We start from the raw sequence: 13655 nt of genomic DNA on the forward strand, positions 1-13655 counted from the left end.
ATCGCGACCCGGGGCGCAATGCCCCGCAAGGGGAATTTGCTTCCCTATTACGGCAAATCGCATATGAGCAGTTACTTCCGGGAAAGTCGATAAATGTCTGTTGCCGCCCGGCCTGTAACCATGGGCGCTGGAGGTGATCGAAACGTGACCGGATACGCTGACTCGAGTGATGGCAGCGACCTATCGACAATCCGTTTGATCACCGGCAGACACCAGCAGACAGGAGACCCCTCGTGACCGACGTCGGGCCGTTCGGGCTGAGCGTGCGGGACCAGGCTCTGGAAGCCGATGTCCAGGCCGGTTTGGCGGCTGTCGAGGAAGGCTTGCTCGAGGCCACCAAGAGCGAGGTGCCCTTCATCACGGAGGCCGCCCAGCACCTGGTGCGGGCCGGCGGCAAGCGGTTCCGGCCGCTGCTCGTGATGCTCTCCGCCCAGTTCGGTGACCGGTACGCGCCCGGGATCGTGCCCTCGGCCGTCGTCGTGGAGCTGACCCACCTCGCCACGCTGTACCACGACGACGTGATGGACGAGGCCGCCGTGCGCCGCGGCGTCGCGAGCGCGAACGCCCGCTGGGGCAACTCCGTCGCGGTCCTCACCGGCGACTTCCTCTTCGCCCGCGCCTCGCACATCCTGGCCGACCTCGGCCCCGAGGCCGTGCGGGTGCAGGCCGAGGCGTTCGAGCGGCTGGTGACCGGGCAGATCCTGGAGACGGCCGGTCCGCAGGACGGCCGGGACCCGGTCGAGCACTACCTGGACGTGCTGGGCGGCAAGACGGGCTCGCTCGTGGCGGTCTCCTGCCGGTTCGGCGCGATGATGTCCGGCGCCGACGAGACGGTCGTGGACGTCCTGACCCAGTACGGCGAGCGGCTCGGCGTCGCCTTCCAGCTCGCGGACGACGTCCTGGACATCGCCTCCGACTCCCACGAGTCGGGCAAGACCCCCGGCACCGACCTGCGCGAGGGCATCCCCACGCTCCCCGTGCTGCGGCTGCGCGAGCGGGCGGCCCGGCTCGGGCTCGCCGACGACATCGCCCTGTGCGAGCTGCTGGACTCCGACCTCACCGACGACGCCCGGCACGCCGAGGCGCTGCGCCTGCTGCGCGCCCACCCGGCGCTGGAGCAGGCCCGCCGGGACACCGTCCGTTACGCCGAGGACGCCCGCGCGGCGCTGGCCCCGCTGCCCGAATGTGCCGCGAAGACGGCGCTGGTGGAGCTGTGCGACGCGGTGGTGCACCGGGCCGGCTAGCCGGGCGATCCCCGCACGACCCCTACGGGTCGGGGGAGAAGCCGCCCCCTCGTGTCATACCGCAGCAGTACGTGGAGTTGAGCCCGGGGTCTGACGTATCTCCCTGGCCGATTTGGTCAGATGGAAACCACGGAAAACACCACTCCTCACCAGTTCGGGTGAGAATGGCGGCTCAGGGACGAGTGCGTGGACGACACGGACAGCCGCCGCCGACCACGGAGGTAGGGCACACATGGCACCGTACGCATCCGACGACAACACGACCGCCGGGGAGGGCGACGAGCAGCGCTCCGGGCGGCGCAAAGCCGCTCGGTACGTCGTCCCGGTCACGGTGATGGGGGTGGCCGCCGCGACGATCGGCCTGGTCCCCGCGCTCGCCGACTCCGGCGACCCCGACCTCCCGAAGATCACCGCACAGCAGCTCATCGAGAAGATCGCCAAGTCGGACGTCGAGCAGTTCTCCGGCACGGTGAAGATCAGCACGGACCTCGGTCTGCCGAACCTCGGTGGCCTGGAGTCCAGCCTGATGTCCGGCGCCGCGGGCCAGGGCGAGGGCGGCTCCTCCGCCGACCCGACGGCCAAGCTCACCGAACTGGCCTCCGGTACGCACACCCTGCGCGTCGCCGCCGACGGCCCGGAGAAGCAGAAGCTGTCGCTGCTGGAGAACGCCGCCGAGTACAGCCTCATCCACAACGGCAAGGACGTCTGGGGCTACGACAGCAAGTCGAACGAGGTCTACCACGGCACCGTCTCCGAGAGCCCGAAGGGCGACCGGGAGCAGCAGCCGCCGGCCCTGCCGAAGGACTTCGCCGAGGAGGCCCTGAGGGCCGCCGGTGACACGACCTCCGTGACGGTGGACGGCACCGCGCAGGTCGCCGGCCGGGACGCCTACAAGCTCGTCGTCAAGCCCAAGCAGTCCGGCTCGACGGTCGGCGCGATCACGGTGGCCGTGGACTCCGAGACGGGCCTGCCGCTGAAGTTCACACTGACCCCGGCGGGCGGCGGTGCCGCCGTCGTCGACGCGGGCTTCACACAGGTCAGCTTCGCCAAGCCGGCCGCCTCGACCTTCGACTTCACGCCGCCCAAGGGCGCGAAGGTCACCGAGGAGAAGGACTCCGGCAAGGCGTCCGGCAAGGCGTCCGAGGAGGGCTTCGGCGAGGGCCTGGGGCTGGGCTTCGGCAAGGGCGAGGCGCGGGAGCACGCCCCGAAGGCCGGGGAGGGCCACGGCAAGGGCCCCGACGGCATGAAGACCATCGGCGAGGGCTGGAACTCCATAGCCGTCTTCGACATCGGCGGCGAGGGCATGCCCTCCGGCAAGGCCGGCGGCGGCGACTTCGGCGGCTTCCTCGACTCGCTCGGCGACAAGGTCACCGGCAAGTTCGGCTCGGGCACGGTCTTTTCCACCCGACTGGTCAACGCCCTGATGACGGACGACGGCAAGGTCTACGTCGGCATGGTCACCAAGGACGCGCTCGTGAAGGCGGCCGACGCCGCCAAGTAGTCCTGCCGCGCCACCAGAGAGATCGAGGAAGCCGATGGGCGAACCGTCCGCCACGGAGCCGGAGCAGCGGGGCGAGCAGGCCGGGGAACCGGTCATCGCCACCCGCGCGCTCACCAAGCGCTACCGCGGCGGACAACTCGCCGTCGACGGCCTGGACCTGACCGTCCCGGCGGGCAGCGTCTTCGGCTTCCTCGGCCCCAACGGCTCCGGCAAGACCACCACGATCCGCATGCTGATGGGCCTCATCGAGCCCACCTCCGGCACGGCGCGGGTCCTCGGGCAGCCCATGCCCCGGGCCACTCGCGCCGTGCTCCCGCACGTCGGCGCCCTCATCGAGGGCCCGGCCCTCTACGGCTTCCTCTCCGGCCGCGACAACCTGATCCGCTACGACTCCGCCGACCCGGCCGCCGATCCGCGCACCCGGCACGCCCGGGTCGCCGCCGCCCTGGACCGGGTGGGCCTCACGGCCGCCGCGGGCAAGAAGGCCAAGGCCTACTCGCTGGGCATGAAACAGCGCCTCGGTCTCGCGGCCGCGCTGCTCCAGCCGCGCCGGCTGCTCGTCCTCGACGAGCCGACCAACGGCCTCGACCCGCAGGGCATGCGCGAGATCCGCACGCTGATACGGGAACTCGCCTCCGACGGCACGACCGTCTTCCTCTCCTCCCACCTGCTCGACGAGATCGAGCAGGTCTGCACACACGCGGCCGTGATGGCGCAGGGCCGGCTGATCACGCAGGGCCCGGTCGCCGAGCTGGCGGCCGGGGCGCGGGGCCGGCTGGTGGTGACCACGCCCGACCCGGCGGAGGCGGCCCGGGTGCTGAAGGAGCAGGGTGTCGCGGACATCGCCGTCACCGACGACCGGGTGACCGGCGAGCCACCGGACCGCGACCTGGCCGAGGTGAACGCCGCGCTGGTCACCGCCGGGGTCCGGGTGCGCGGCTTCACGGTCGAACGGGCCTCGCTGGAGGACGCGTTCGTGGCGCTGACGGGGGAGGGCTTCGATGTCGCGGGCTGAAGTCGCGGAGCACGTACGGCCGGTGAGCCCGCTGTGGACCTTCGGGCTGCTGCGCAACGAGCTCACGACCACCTTCCGCCGCTGGCGCACCCTCGCGCTGCTGGCCGTACTGGCGGGCGTGCCGATCCTGGTCGGCATCGCGGTCAAGATGGAGACGGCCGACGGCTCGTCGCCCGGCGGGGGCGGCGGAGGACCGGCCTTCATCTCGCAGATCACCAACAACGGCCTGTTCCTGGTCTTCACCGCCCTGGCCGCCACCCTCCCGTTCTTCCTGCCCATGGCGGTCGGTGTCGTCGCGGGCGACGCGATCGCCGGCGAGGCGAACGCCGGCACCCTGCGCTATCTGCTGGTCGCCCCGGCCGGCCGCAGCCGCCTGCTGCTCACCAAGTACGCGACGGTCGTCCTGTTCTGCCTGGCCGCCACGCTCGTGGTCGCCGTCTCGGCCCTGACGGTCGGCGCGCTCCTGTTCCCCCTCGGCGACCTGACGACCATCTCCGGTACGCGGATCGGCTTCGCCGAGGGCCTGGGCAGAGCCCTGCTGATCGCCCTGGCCGTCGCCGCGTCACTGATCGGCGTCGCGGCGCTCGGCCTGTTCGTCTCGACGCTCACCAACAGCGGCATCGCGGCCATGGCGACGACGGTGGGCCTGCTGATCACGGTCCAGATCCTGGACCAGATCCCGCAACTGCACGCCCTCCAGCCGTACATCTTCTCGCACTACTGGCTGTCCTTCGCCGACCTGATGCGCGAACCGGTCTACTGGGACGACCTCGCCAGGAACCTCGGACTGCAGGCCCTGTACGCGGCGGTGTTCGGCTCGGCGGCGTGGGCGCGCTTCACGGCGAAGGACATCACGGCCTAGGGCCCCGGCAGGTACGGGAAGTCACTCCTCGTACAGGAACCGGGCGAGCGGGGCCTCCTGGGCGAAGAACGTCTTCGCGCGGGCCAGTGCCTCGGTGTCGTTCAGCACGTCGCCGGGCTTGCTGCCGTTGCCGAGCAGCACGCCGCCGAAGCGCATCCCCATGTACGCGGCCGAGTTGTTGAGCGTCCCCACCAGCGGGTCGGCGACCACCTGCTCCCGGTGCGCGAGGGCGGCGACGCCCCACAGGGTGCGCCCGGCCAGGGTCTCCTTGAAGTCGAGGCCGGGCGTGCGCAGCCAGCCCGACCAGTAGTCCAGGTAGCGCTTGGTGTGCGCGGAGACCGAGTACCAGTACAGGGGCGAGGCGATCACGATGTCCGTGGCCGCGAGTGTGGCGTCGAGCAGCAGGGCCACGTTGCCTTCGGTCGGCCGGACGTGGTCGCTGTCGTGCCGCAGGTCCTCGAAGTCCGGCACCGGATGCTCGGTGAGGTCGATCCACTGCTGTTCGACGTCCGGCGGCAGCTGCTCGGCGGCCCGGCGGGCCAGCAGCTCGGTGTTGCCGTCGGCACGGGCGCTGCCCAGGACGAAGAGGAAGCGGCGGGTCATGGGGATCCCCCTGAATGCTCGGCGTACGTCAATTGCAGGCGTCTGCATCATATGCGCATGCAAGTAAAGTCCGCCAGGGGTGACCCTCGGCTCCGGTGATCAGCGCGCCGCTCCCGTCAGCCGGAGCAGGGGCTCCGTCTCGCGTGGCGGCCGGCCCAGTTCGCCGAGCCGCCAGGCGGGCACCCACGGCACCCGGTACACGTCGATGACCGACTCCAGGGACTTGACCCGCTGGGCGAGCGGGCGCGGCAGCCGGCCCGGGGCGTCCGCCACGAGGACGACGGCGTCGAGGTCGAGCCCCGGCGGGGCCTGGCCGCGCCGGAAGACCTCGACCGCACCGGCGGCCGTGTCGAGCCCGGCCGCGTGCGTCCGGGCGACCAGCAGCACCGACGCGGGCTCGCCGGGCCCCGGCCAGGCGCGGCCGCTGTCATGCCCGCCGTAGACCGCGGCGAGGGTGGAGACGCCGGCGCCGCCGTGCGTGCCGACCCAGGAGAAACGCCGTGCCGGGGCATGGGCGTGGGCGGGCTCCGGCGATCCCGGCCCTGACCTGGTCACCGGGCCGCGGATCCAGATCTCCGGCCCCTGTCGCATGCCTGTGTGCATGCCCTTCTCCTCCCTGGTGCTCCCGGTCCCCACGCCATCCGGAACGATCGACATCGGTGCCGGTGGCCCTTGGGACGAGCCTGTGACACCGCGGTGACGTGAGAAACGGGGGCGAGCGGACACACTCGACAGTAGGTGTACGACGCCGAGTGAGGGGACGATGGCTCGACTCAGCCGCGAGAAGAAGCGGGAACAGAAGCAGGCCGCACACGCGGCGACCCCGGCGGCGCCGATCGACGTCCATGTCCCCGGGGGCACGGCGGACGCCGGAGAGGGTACGGGCGGGGCGTCCGACGCCGCGTCGGTCGGCGGGGTCCCGGTCTTCGCGGGCCCCGGCGAGGAGATCCAGCAGGCCGTCCTGGACCGCCTCCACCACCTCGCCCTCGCCACCGGCCACCCCGTGCTCGCCACGGTCCGCGACGAGCGCATCGGCTACGTCGTCCCGCTCCAGGTCGACCCGGACGGCTCCAGCCGCTTCACTGCCGAGCCGGTGCGCACGGCCCCGGCGGAGCAGGAGCCCCCGCGGAGCGACAGCGCCACCCACGTCCTGTGGCCCGAGCCGGAGTCCGGCGGCGGCGCGGCCCCGACGTTCCCGCTGCGGACCGTGCCCGAGCCGCAGCCGGCGGACGAGCCGGCCACGTTCCGGCTGCGGGCCGTACCGGAGGACGCGCCGCCGGCCCCGGCCACGCCCCCGGGCACCGTCGCGCCCCCCACCGGCGAGTTCGGCCCGCCCCCGCCCATGGACGCGCGACCGCTGCCCGTCCCCGAGGCCGCACCGGCCCCACGGCGTGAGCCGCTCCCCGACGCGGCCGCCCTGGCAGCCGCCGAGGCCGAGGCCAAGCCCACCCCCGCCCGCGGCTTCGACGCCGTCGCGGAGGCCGTGCTCGGCGACGAACCCCTCACCGCCCCGGGCGACCCCACCGCCCCCGCGCTCCTCGCGGAGCCGGTCGGGCGGATCAACGAGGCCGTGAAGGAGGGCCGGATCGACGTGGCGGCCGGGCTGGCGGACCAGACCGTCGCCCAGGCGTCGGGGACGCTGGGGCCGGAGCACCCCGAGGTGCTCCGGCTGCGCGAACTGACCGCGTACATCGCCTACTTGGCGGGCGACCCGCTCCGCGCCTTCCATCTGTCGCTCGACCTGGCCGGTGCCCACCGCCGCGGCGGCGACGCGGAGGGCGCCTACGGCAACGTGCGCAGCGCGGCCACCGCCTGGCGCGCGGTGCGCGACCCGGCGCTCGGGCTGGAGCTGGGGCGCGGTCTGATCGGCCTGTGGACGGAACTCGCCGCAGAGGACGGCCCGGCCGCTGAGGAGATCGAGGAACTGGAGTCGGCCCGCGCCCGCATGGGCCGCCTCACCGAGCGCGCCCGCGTCCAGTAGCCGCGGTGGCTACTCCGACAGTTCCCACACCGCGTGGGCGAGGGCGTCGCTGTTGCGGTTCAGGGCCGTGTCGTTGATGTTGGCGGTGGTGTCGCAGGAGGAGTGGTAGCAGCGGTCGAAGGCCTGCCCGGCCGTACCGCCCCACTTGGCCGCCTGCGCCGCCGTCTTCGTCCGGCCGGCCCCGGTGAACAGACCGCCCACCGGCACGCCCGCGCTCTTGAAGGGCGCGTGGTCGGAGCGGCCGTCGCCCTCGGTCTCGATCTCGGTCGGGACGCCGATGCCGGAGAAGTAGTCCTTGAAGGTCTTCTCGATCGCCGGGTCGTCGTCGTAGACGAAGTACCCGGGGTTCGGGGAGCCGATCATGTCGAAGTTCAGATAGGCGCTGATCCTCGAACGGTCGCCGGTGGCCAGCCGGTTGACGTAGTGGCGGGAGCCGACCAGGCCGAGTTCCTCCGCGCCCCACCAGGCGAACCGCAGGTGCTTGGTGGGCTTGTACTGCGCCCGGGACACGGCGAGCGCGGTCTCCAGGACGGCGGCCGAGCCGGAGCCGTTGTCGTTGATGCCGGGCCCGGAGGAGACGCTGTCGAGGTGCGAGCCGGCCATCACGACCTGGTTCGGGTCGCCGCCGGGCCAGTCGGCGACCAGGTTGTAGCCGGTGCGGCCGGAGGTGGTGAACTGCTGGACGGTGGTGGTGTATCCGGCAGCGTCCAGCTTGGCCTTCAGGTAGTCGAGCGAGGCCTTGTAGCCGGGGCGGCCGTGCGCGCGGTTGCCGCCGTTGGCGGTGGCTATGGACTGGAGCTGGGAGAGGTGGGCCTTGACGCCCGCCAGGGGTATGTCCGGCGCGGCCGCCGCTCTGGAGGGAGCGGAGGACGCGGCGTCCGCCACGGCGCCGCCGGTCAGGAGCAAGGCTGTCGCCAGGCCGCCTGCCGCCACGGCACGCGCGGAAACGGAGAGCTTCATGTGGGGGCTCCGAGTTCCTTGGGAAGCCCGTGGGGTGTCCACAGGCAGCCCACGGTGAATGGGGTGCCTGGATGGTGAAGCTGTTACTGACTCTCCGTCAAGACTCTGATCCGGACAGGGCGTTGCCGGACAGGGTCACTGCACGCAGAACTCGTTCCCCTCCGGGTCCGCCATCACGACCCACTCGCCGCCCTGTTCCTCCACCCGCCGCAGCACGCTCGCCCCGAGCCCCTCCAGCCGGGCGACCTCCTCGTCGCGGCGCCCCTCGCCCGGGTGCAGATCGAGGTGGAGCCGGTTCTTCACCGTCTTGGCCTCCGGCACCCGCTGGAACAGCAGCCGCCGCCCGAGCCCGGTCCCGCTCTCCTCCTCGAACGGGTCCTCGGGGTGCCGTACGGCGATCAGGTCCCGGAAGGCGCGGCGGCCCCGGAACTCGACCGTGGCCTCCTCCGGCAGGGCGCCGAAGCCGAGCAGCCTCTCGATGAGGGCGCTGTTGTCCTCGACCTCGTACCGCAGGGCGGCGGCCCAGAAGCCGGCCTGCGCGTGCGGGTCGTTCGCGTCGATGACGACCTTCCAGTGGACGGGGTCGGCCGATGCCGGTGTCTGCGTCATGTAACCACTTATACTGGTTAGGTGAGTGGACGCGCGGCCAGAACGCCGAACGAGCCGGACGAGCCCCCGGGTCTGACCCTGGTCTCGTCCGAGGGGAAGTCCTACCGCTTCGACCCGGGCGCCCTGTGCCTGGAGCTGACGACGACCGGCGGCCCCGGCGCCTTCGCGCGCTGGGAGGTGCTGCACGAGCCGGCCGACCTGGTCGCCTGGGCCGCACGCAGCCGTCTGCCGGCCGGACTGGACCTCACCGTGTCCGCCGGGGAACTGGCGCGCGCACGCGCCCTGCGGGACGCCGTGTTCCTGCTCGCCGCCGACCGCGCCCACGACCGCCCGCTGCGGACCGCCCATCTGGACGCCGTCAACGCCGCCGCGGCCGAACCCGCGCTCGTCGCCCGTATCGCGCCGGACGGCAGCCGCGCCTGGGCGCCGGGCGCCACCGGCACGCAGCTGCTCTCCACGGTCGCCCGCGACGCCATCGACCTGTTCACCGGCCCCCACGCCCACCGCGTCCGCGAGTGCGGCGCCCACAACTGCTTCCTGCTTTTCGTCGACACCTCCCGCCCGGGCCGCCGCCGCTGGTGCGCCATGGAGCACTGCGGCAACCGCGAGAAGGTGCGGGCGCACCGGGCCCGCCAGGCGCCTAGGAAGCCGTAGCGGCCTGTGCGGCCCGGGCCTCCCGCGTGTCGTACGCGGTCCGGGCCGCCGCGATCTCGTCCTGGTGCTCCTCCGTCCAGGTCACCAGGGACTGGATCGTGGTGTGCAGCGTCCGGCCGAGGGAGGTCAGCTCGTAGTCGACCCGCGGCGGGACCACCGGGTGCACCGTCCGCTTCACCAGGCCGTCCCGCTCCAGCGAGCGCAGGGTCACCGTCAGCATGCGCTGGCTGACCCCGTCGATCTCCCGGCGCAGCTCGGTGAAGCGCAGCCGCCGGTTCGCCAGCAGCGCGATGACCAGCAGCGACCACTTGTCGGCGATCCGGTCCAGGATCTGCCGGACCTGGCAGTCCTCGCGGGTGTCCCACTGGAAGGGGTCGTTGTCGCCGTGGTCGACGGTGCTCTCGCAGTAACTCGGTGACTTCGAAGTGCCTTCTTCCATGTCTGCCGATGCTGCCGCAGGGTGGTCCTGGTTACAAGAGGGAACCGGCCCTCACTTGCGTAACCGATCCCTACCAGAGGAGTGTTGACTCATGGGCACGCGTGCCTGGGCGCTGCTGCTCGTCCTGTGCGGAACGATCTTCCTCGAAGGCATCGACGTCGCGATGATGGCGGTGGCGATCCCGGCCGTCCGCTCCGACCTCGGCCTGACCACCGGCACCGCGGCCTGGGTGATGAGCGCCTACGTCCTCGGCTACGCCGGCTTCACCCTGCTGGGCGGCAGAGCCGCCGACCTGCTCGGCCGGCGGCGGATGTTCCTGCTCTGGCTGACCGTCTTCCTCGCCTTCTCGGGGCTCGGCGGCTTCGCGACCGAGGGCTGGATGCTGATCGTCGCCCGGTTCGTCACCGGCGTCGCCGCCGCGTTCATGACCCCGGCCGCGCTCTCCCTGATCACCACGTCGTACGAGGAGGGCCCGCAGCGCAACAAGGCCCTGCTGGTCTTCGCCGGGACGGGCGCGGCCGGCTTCTCCCTGGGCCTGGTGATCGGCGGCCTGCTCACCGAGATCGGCTGGCGCTGGGTGTTCTTCGCGCCCGTGCTGATGGCCGCCGCCCTGCTCGTCCCCGCCGTCCGCCTCATCCCCCGGCTGGACGCCCCGCCGGCCCGCCGGCGCACCTTCGACGTGCCCGGCGCGATCACCGCCGCGGGCGCCATGCTGCTGGCCGCCTACACCGTCGTACGCCTGGAGCACGGCCTGCACGACTGGCCGCTCACCGTGGCCGCCGGGGTCGCGGCGCTGCTCTCGGCCTGGGCCTTCGTCGTGGTCGAACGGCGCTGTCCCGACCCGCTCGTCCGCCTCGGCATCCTGCGCCAGGGCCCGGTCGTACGCGCCGACCTGGGGGCGCTGCTCTTCCTCGGCGCGTTCTTCGGCTTCCAGTTCGTCGTGACGCTCTACCTCCAGGAACTGCGCGGCTGGTCGTCCCTCCAGACGGCCCTCGCCCTGCTCGTCATGGGCATCGACGCCGTCCTCGCGCCGACGCTCACCCCGCGGCTGGTCGCCCGCTTCGGCAACGCCCGGGTGATCCTCGGCGGTTTCGTCCTGGCGGTGGCCGCCTACGCGCTGTTCCTGCCGGTCGGCATGGACTGGTCCTACGCGATGATGTTCCCGACGCTGCTGCTGTCCGGCCTCGCCTTCGCCCTGGCCTACGGGCCGCTGACGATCGCGGCGACGGACGGCGTCACCGAGTCGGAGCAGGGCCTGGCCGGCGGGCTGCTGACCACCGCCACGCAGTTCGGCTCCGCGATCGGCATCTCGGCGGTGACCGCGGTCTACGGCTTGGCGTCCACCGGGTCCGGCCCCGAGGCCACGCTGTCGGCCTTCCGCGCGGCGCTGACCGTGCCGGTCGTCCTGGTCGCGCTGGGCGCGCTGATCTCGGTGGTGAGCGCGCGGGAGGCCCGGCGGGCGGTGCGCAGCGCGTCCCAGGTGAGCAGCGTCAACGCCAGCCACACCAGCGCGAAGCCGGCCCAGCGCTCCGGCGGCATCTCCTCGTGGAAGTAGAGGATGCCGAGCAGGAACTGGAAGACCGGCGTCAGGTACTGCAACAGGCCGATGGTGGACAGGGGCACGCGGATGGCGGCGGCGCCGAAGCAGACCAGGGGGAGCGCGGTGACGATGCCGGCCGAGGCGAGCAGGGCCGCGTGCCCCGCGCCCTCGGCGGCGAAGGTGGAGCCGCCCCGCGCGGTGAGCCACGCCAGGTAGGCGAGCGCGGGCAGGAACTGGATCGCGGTCTCGGCGGCGAGCGACTCGACGCCGCCGAGGTTGACCTTCTTCTTCACCAGGCCGTACGTGGCGAAGGAGAAGGCGAGGCAGAGGGAGATCCACGGCGGCCGGCCGTAGCCGACGGTCAGTACGACGACCGCGACGCAGCCGGTCGCGACCGCCGCCCACTGCACGGGCCGCAGCCGCTCCTTCAGCAGCAGCACGCCCATCGCGATGGTGACCAGCGGGTTGATGAAGTACCCGAGCGAGGCCTCGACGACGTGCCCGGAGTTCACGGCCCAGATGTACAGGCCCCAGTTGACGGTGATGACCGCCGCGGCGATCGTGATCAGCCCCAGCTTGCGGGGCTGCCGCAGCAGCTCGCCGGCCCAGGCCCAGCGGCGCAGCACCAGCAGGGCGGCGCCCACGAAGACCAGCGACCACACCATCCGGTGGGCCAGGATCTCCACCGCGCCGGCGGGCTTCAGCAGGGGCCAGAACAGGGGCACGAGCCCCCACATCCCGTAGGCCGCGAAGCCGTTCAGCAGTCCTATGTGCCGCTCACCCCTCGGCTTGCCGGTCACGGGCCCTCCTCCACACGTCGCGTCCGCGTCCACGACGGTAACGCCGCGTGCCCCCGGCTGTCATGCCCGTATCGGTATACGGTCATGACAGCCGGGGGTGGGGTGGCCCGCCGGGGGAGTTCAGCCCTTGAGCGCGGCGGTGATGGCCTCGGAGAACGGCGTGGTCGGGCGGCCGGTAAGACGGGACAGGTCACCGGTGGAGACGACCAGCTCGCCCTTCTCGATGGAGGCGTCGACGCCCGCGAGGATCTGCGCGAACGGCTCCGGCAGGCCCGCGCCGGTCAGGATGCCGACCAGGGCCTCGGGGGAGACCGCGTTGTAGGTGATCTTCTTGCCGGTCTGCCGGCTCAGCTCGGCCGCGTACTCGGCGAAGCTCCACGGGGTGTCGCCGCCCAGCTCGTACGTCTTGTTCTCGTGGCCCTCGCCGGTGAGCACGGCGACGGCGGCAGCGGCGTAGTCGGCGCGGGAGGCCGAGGAGACCTTGCCCTCGCCCGCGGCGGCGACGACCGCGTTGTGCTCCAGTACCGGGGCGAGGTTCTCGGTGTAGTTCTCGTGGTACCAGCCGTTGCGCAGCAGCGTGCAGGGCACGCCGGAGTCCAGCAGGATCTCCTCGGTGCCGCGGTGGTCGTCGGCGAGCGCGGCGGCCAGGGTGCCCGGGGCGCTGGTGTAGGCGAGCAGGGCGACACCGGCCGCCTTGGCGGCGTCGATGACGACTTTGTGCTGCCGCACGCGGCCCTTGTCGAACTCGTTGCCGGAGACCAGCAGCACCTTGTCACCGGCGGAGAAGAGGCCGTCGAAGGAGGCGGGGGCGTTGTAGTCGGCCAGCGCGATCTTCACACCGCGGTCCGCGAAGTCGGCGGCCTTCTCCGCGTTGCGCACGACCGCGGTGATCTGCTCGGCGGGGACCTTCTCCAGCAGCTGCTCCACGACGTGGCGGCCGAGGTGTCCGGTGGCTCCGGTGACGACGATGCTCATGGTGAGAACTCTCCTTGTGGGGTGCGATGGCACTAACCATAGGAAAAGCGCTAACTATTGGAAAGTACCCACTTTGAAGTAAGGTACTGGTATGGCGGTAAGTGAAACCGAGGCGCTGTGCCCGTACCGGCTCGTCCTGGAGCACGTCACCAGCCGCTGGGGCGTGCTCGTGCTGATCCAGCTCCTGGACCGCCCGTACCGGTTCAGCGAGCTGCGCCGGGCGATCGGCACGTACGGGGGCCGCGGCGTGAGCGAGAAGATGCTCACCCAGACCCTCCAGACCCTGGAACGGGACGGACTGGTCCACCGCGACGCCCGACCTGTCATCCCGCCCCGCGTCGACTACTCCCTCACCGAGCTGGGCCGCGAGGCCGCCGAGCAGGTGCGGGCCCTCGCGCAGTGGACGCGCGACCGCATGGACGACGTGGAGCGGGCACGCCGGGCATACGACGAGGCCCGGGCCGCCTCCTAG

At 72.2% G+C, this 13655-nt stretch carries 14 protein-coding genes and 1 pseudogene; 8 read left to right on the plus strand and 7 right to left on the minus strand.

Annotated elements, in window-relative coordinates; all coding sequences use genetic code 11:
• Positions 1–233 precede the first annotated feature (233 nt).
• The 4 genes from C1703_RS23400 (at position 234) to C1703_RS23415 (ending at position 4622) form a co-directional block, all read left to right on the plus strand.
• A complete protein-coding gene (locus tag C1703_RS23400) occupies positions 234–1244 on the plus strand; it encodes a polyprenyl synthetase family protein (protein ID WP_114254723.1) in 1011 nt (336 codons plus the stop codon).
• A 232-nt stretch (positions 1245–1476) separates the two neighbouring features.
• A complete protein-coding gene (locus C1703_RS23405) occupies positions 1477–2745 on the plus strand; it encodes an outer membrane lipoprotein carrier protein LolA (RefSeq protein WP_114254724.1) in 1269 nt (422 codons plus the stop codon).
• Between the two features lie 34 nt (positions 2746–2779).
• The gene (locus C1703_RS23410; protein ID WP_114254725.1) at positions 2780–3760 is read left to right on the plus strand and encodes an ABC transporter ATP-binding protein; all 981 of its coding nucleotides are present in this window, start codon (positions 2780–2782) and stop codon (positions 3758–3760) included.
• Positions 3747–4622, plus strand: a complete 876-nt coding sequence (locus C1703_RS23415) for an ABC transporter permease (RefSeq protein WP_114254726.1) — start codon at positions 3747–3749, stop codon at positions 4620–4622. Before C1703_RS23410 ends, C1703_RS23415 begins: the two co-directional genes overlap by 14 nt.
• 21 nt (positions 4623–4643) lie before the next feature.
• On the opposite strand, the gene C1703_RS23420 is transcribed toward C1703_RS23415, so the two are convergent.
• Together C1703_RS23420 and C1703_RS23425 are read right to left on the minus strand one after the other, a co-directional pair.
• Positions 4644–5225 (minus strand): NAD(P)H-dependent oxidoreductase, encoded by a 582-nt coding sequence (locus C1703_RS23420; RefSeq protein ID WP_114254727.1) that lies wholly within the window; start codon positions 5223–5225, stop codon positions 4644–4646.
• 99 nt (positions 5226–5324) lie between these two features.
• Complete coding sequence (locus C1703_RS23425) at positions 5325–5828, minus strand: DUF6668 family protein (protein WP_114254728.1); 504 nt, start codon at positions 5826–5828, stop codon at positions 5325–5327.
• 160 nt (positions 5829–5988) lie between these two features.
• On the opposite strand from C1703_RS23425, the gene C1703_RS23430 reads away from it, so the two are divergent.
• Positions 5989–7206, plus strand: coding sequence for a tetratricopeptide repeat protein (locus tag C1703_RS23430; protein WP_114254729.1), 1218 nt, complete (start codon positions 5989–5991; stop codon positions 7204–7206).
• Positions 7207–7215: 9 nt separating this feature from the next.
• Here C1703_RS23430 and C1703_RS23435 read toward each other — a convergent pair whose 3' ends face one another.
• Positions 7216–8166 carry a M28 family metallopeptidase gene (locus C1703_RS23435; RefSeq protein ID WP_114254730.1) on the minus strand — a complete coding sequence of 317 codons (951 nt, stop codon included), beginning with the start codon at positions 8164–8166 and terminating at the stop codon, positions 7216–7218.
• 135 nt (positions 8167–8301) lie between these two features.
• Entirely contained in the window at positions 8302–8775 is a 474-nt protein-coding gene (locus C1703_RS23440; protein WP_114254731.1) for a VOC family protein, read from the minus strand.
• 21 nt (positions 8776–8796) lie between these two features.
• On the opposite strand from C1703_RS23440, the gene C1703_RS23445 reads away from it, so the two are divergent.
• Complete coding sequence (locus C1703_RS23445; protein ID WP_232840568.1) at positions 8797–9429, plus strand: CGNR zinc finger domain-containing protein; 633 nt, start codon at positions 8797–8799, stop codon at positions 9427–9429.
• Here C1703_RS23445 and C1703_RS23450 read toward each other — a convergent pair.
• Positions 9416–9868 carry a helix-turn-helix domain-containing protein gene (locus C1703_RS23450; protein ID WP_114254732.1) on the minus strand — a complete coding sequence of 151 codons (453 nt, stop codon included), beginning with the start codon at positions 9866–9868 and terminating at the stop codon, positions 9416–9418. The genes C1703_RS23445 and C1703_RS23450 overlap by 14 nt on opposite strands.
• A gap of 91 nt (positions 9869–9959) precedes the next feature.
• Here C1703_RS23450 and C1703_RS23455 point away from each other — a divergent pair, with 91 nt between their 5' ends.
• Complete coding sequence (locus tag C1703_RS23455; RefSeq protein ID WP_232840569.1) at positions 9960–11423, plus strand: MFS transporter; 1464 nt, start codon at positions 9960–9962, stop codon at positions 11421–11423.
• Here the strand turns inward: C1703_RS23455 and rarD are convergent.
• Positions 11306–12208: pseudogene (rarD, locus tag C1703_RS23460) on the minus strand (EamA family transporter RarD); the annotation flags it as partial. The gene C1703_RS23455 and the pseudogene rarD overlap by 118 nt on opposite strands.
• 120 nt (positions 12209–12328) lie before the next feature.
• Positions 12329–13183: an SDR family oxidoreductase gene (locus C1703_RS23465; RefSeq protein ID WP_114254734.1), complete on the minus strand. Its 855-nt coding sequence runs from the start codon at positions 13181–13183 to the stop codon at positions 12329–12331.
• 91 nt (positions 13184–13274) lie between these two features.
• Between C1703_RS23465 and C1703_RS23470 the strand changes: the two genes are divergently transcribed.
• Positions 13275–13655: a helix-turn-helix domain-containing protein gene (locus C1703_RS23470; protein WP_114254735.1), complete on the plus strand. Its 381-nt coding sequence runs from the start codon at positions 13275–13277 to the stop codon at positions 13653–13655.

It is taken from the genome of Streptomyces sp. Go-475, from assembly GCF_003330845.1.
GTDB lineage: Bacteria > Actinomycetota > Actinomycetes > Streptomycetales > Streptomycetaceae > Streptomyces.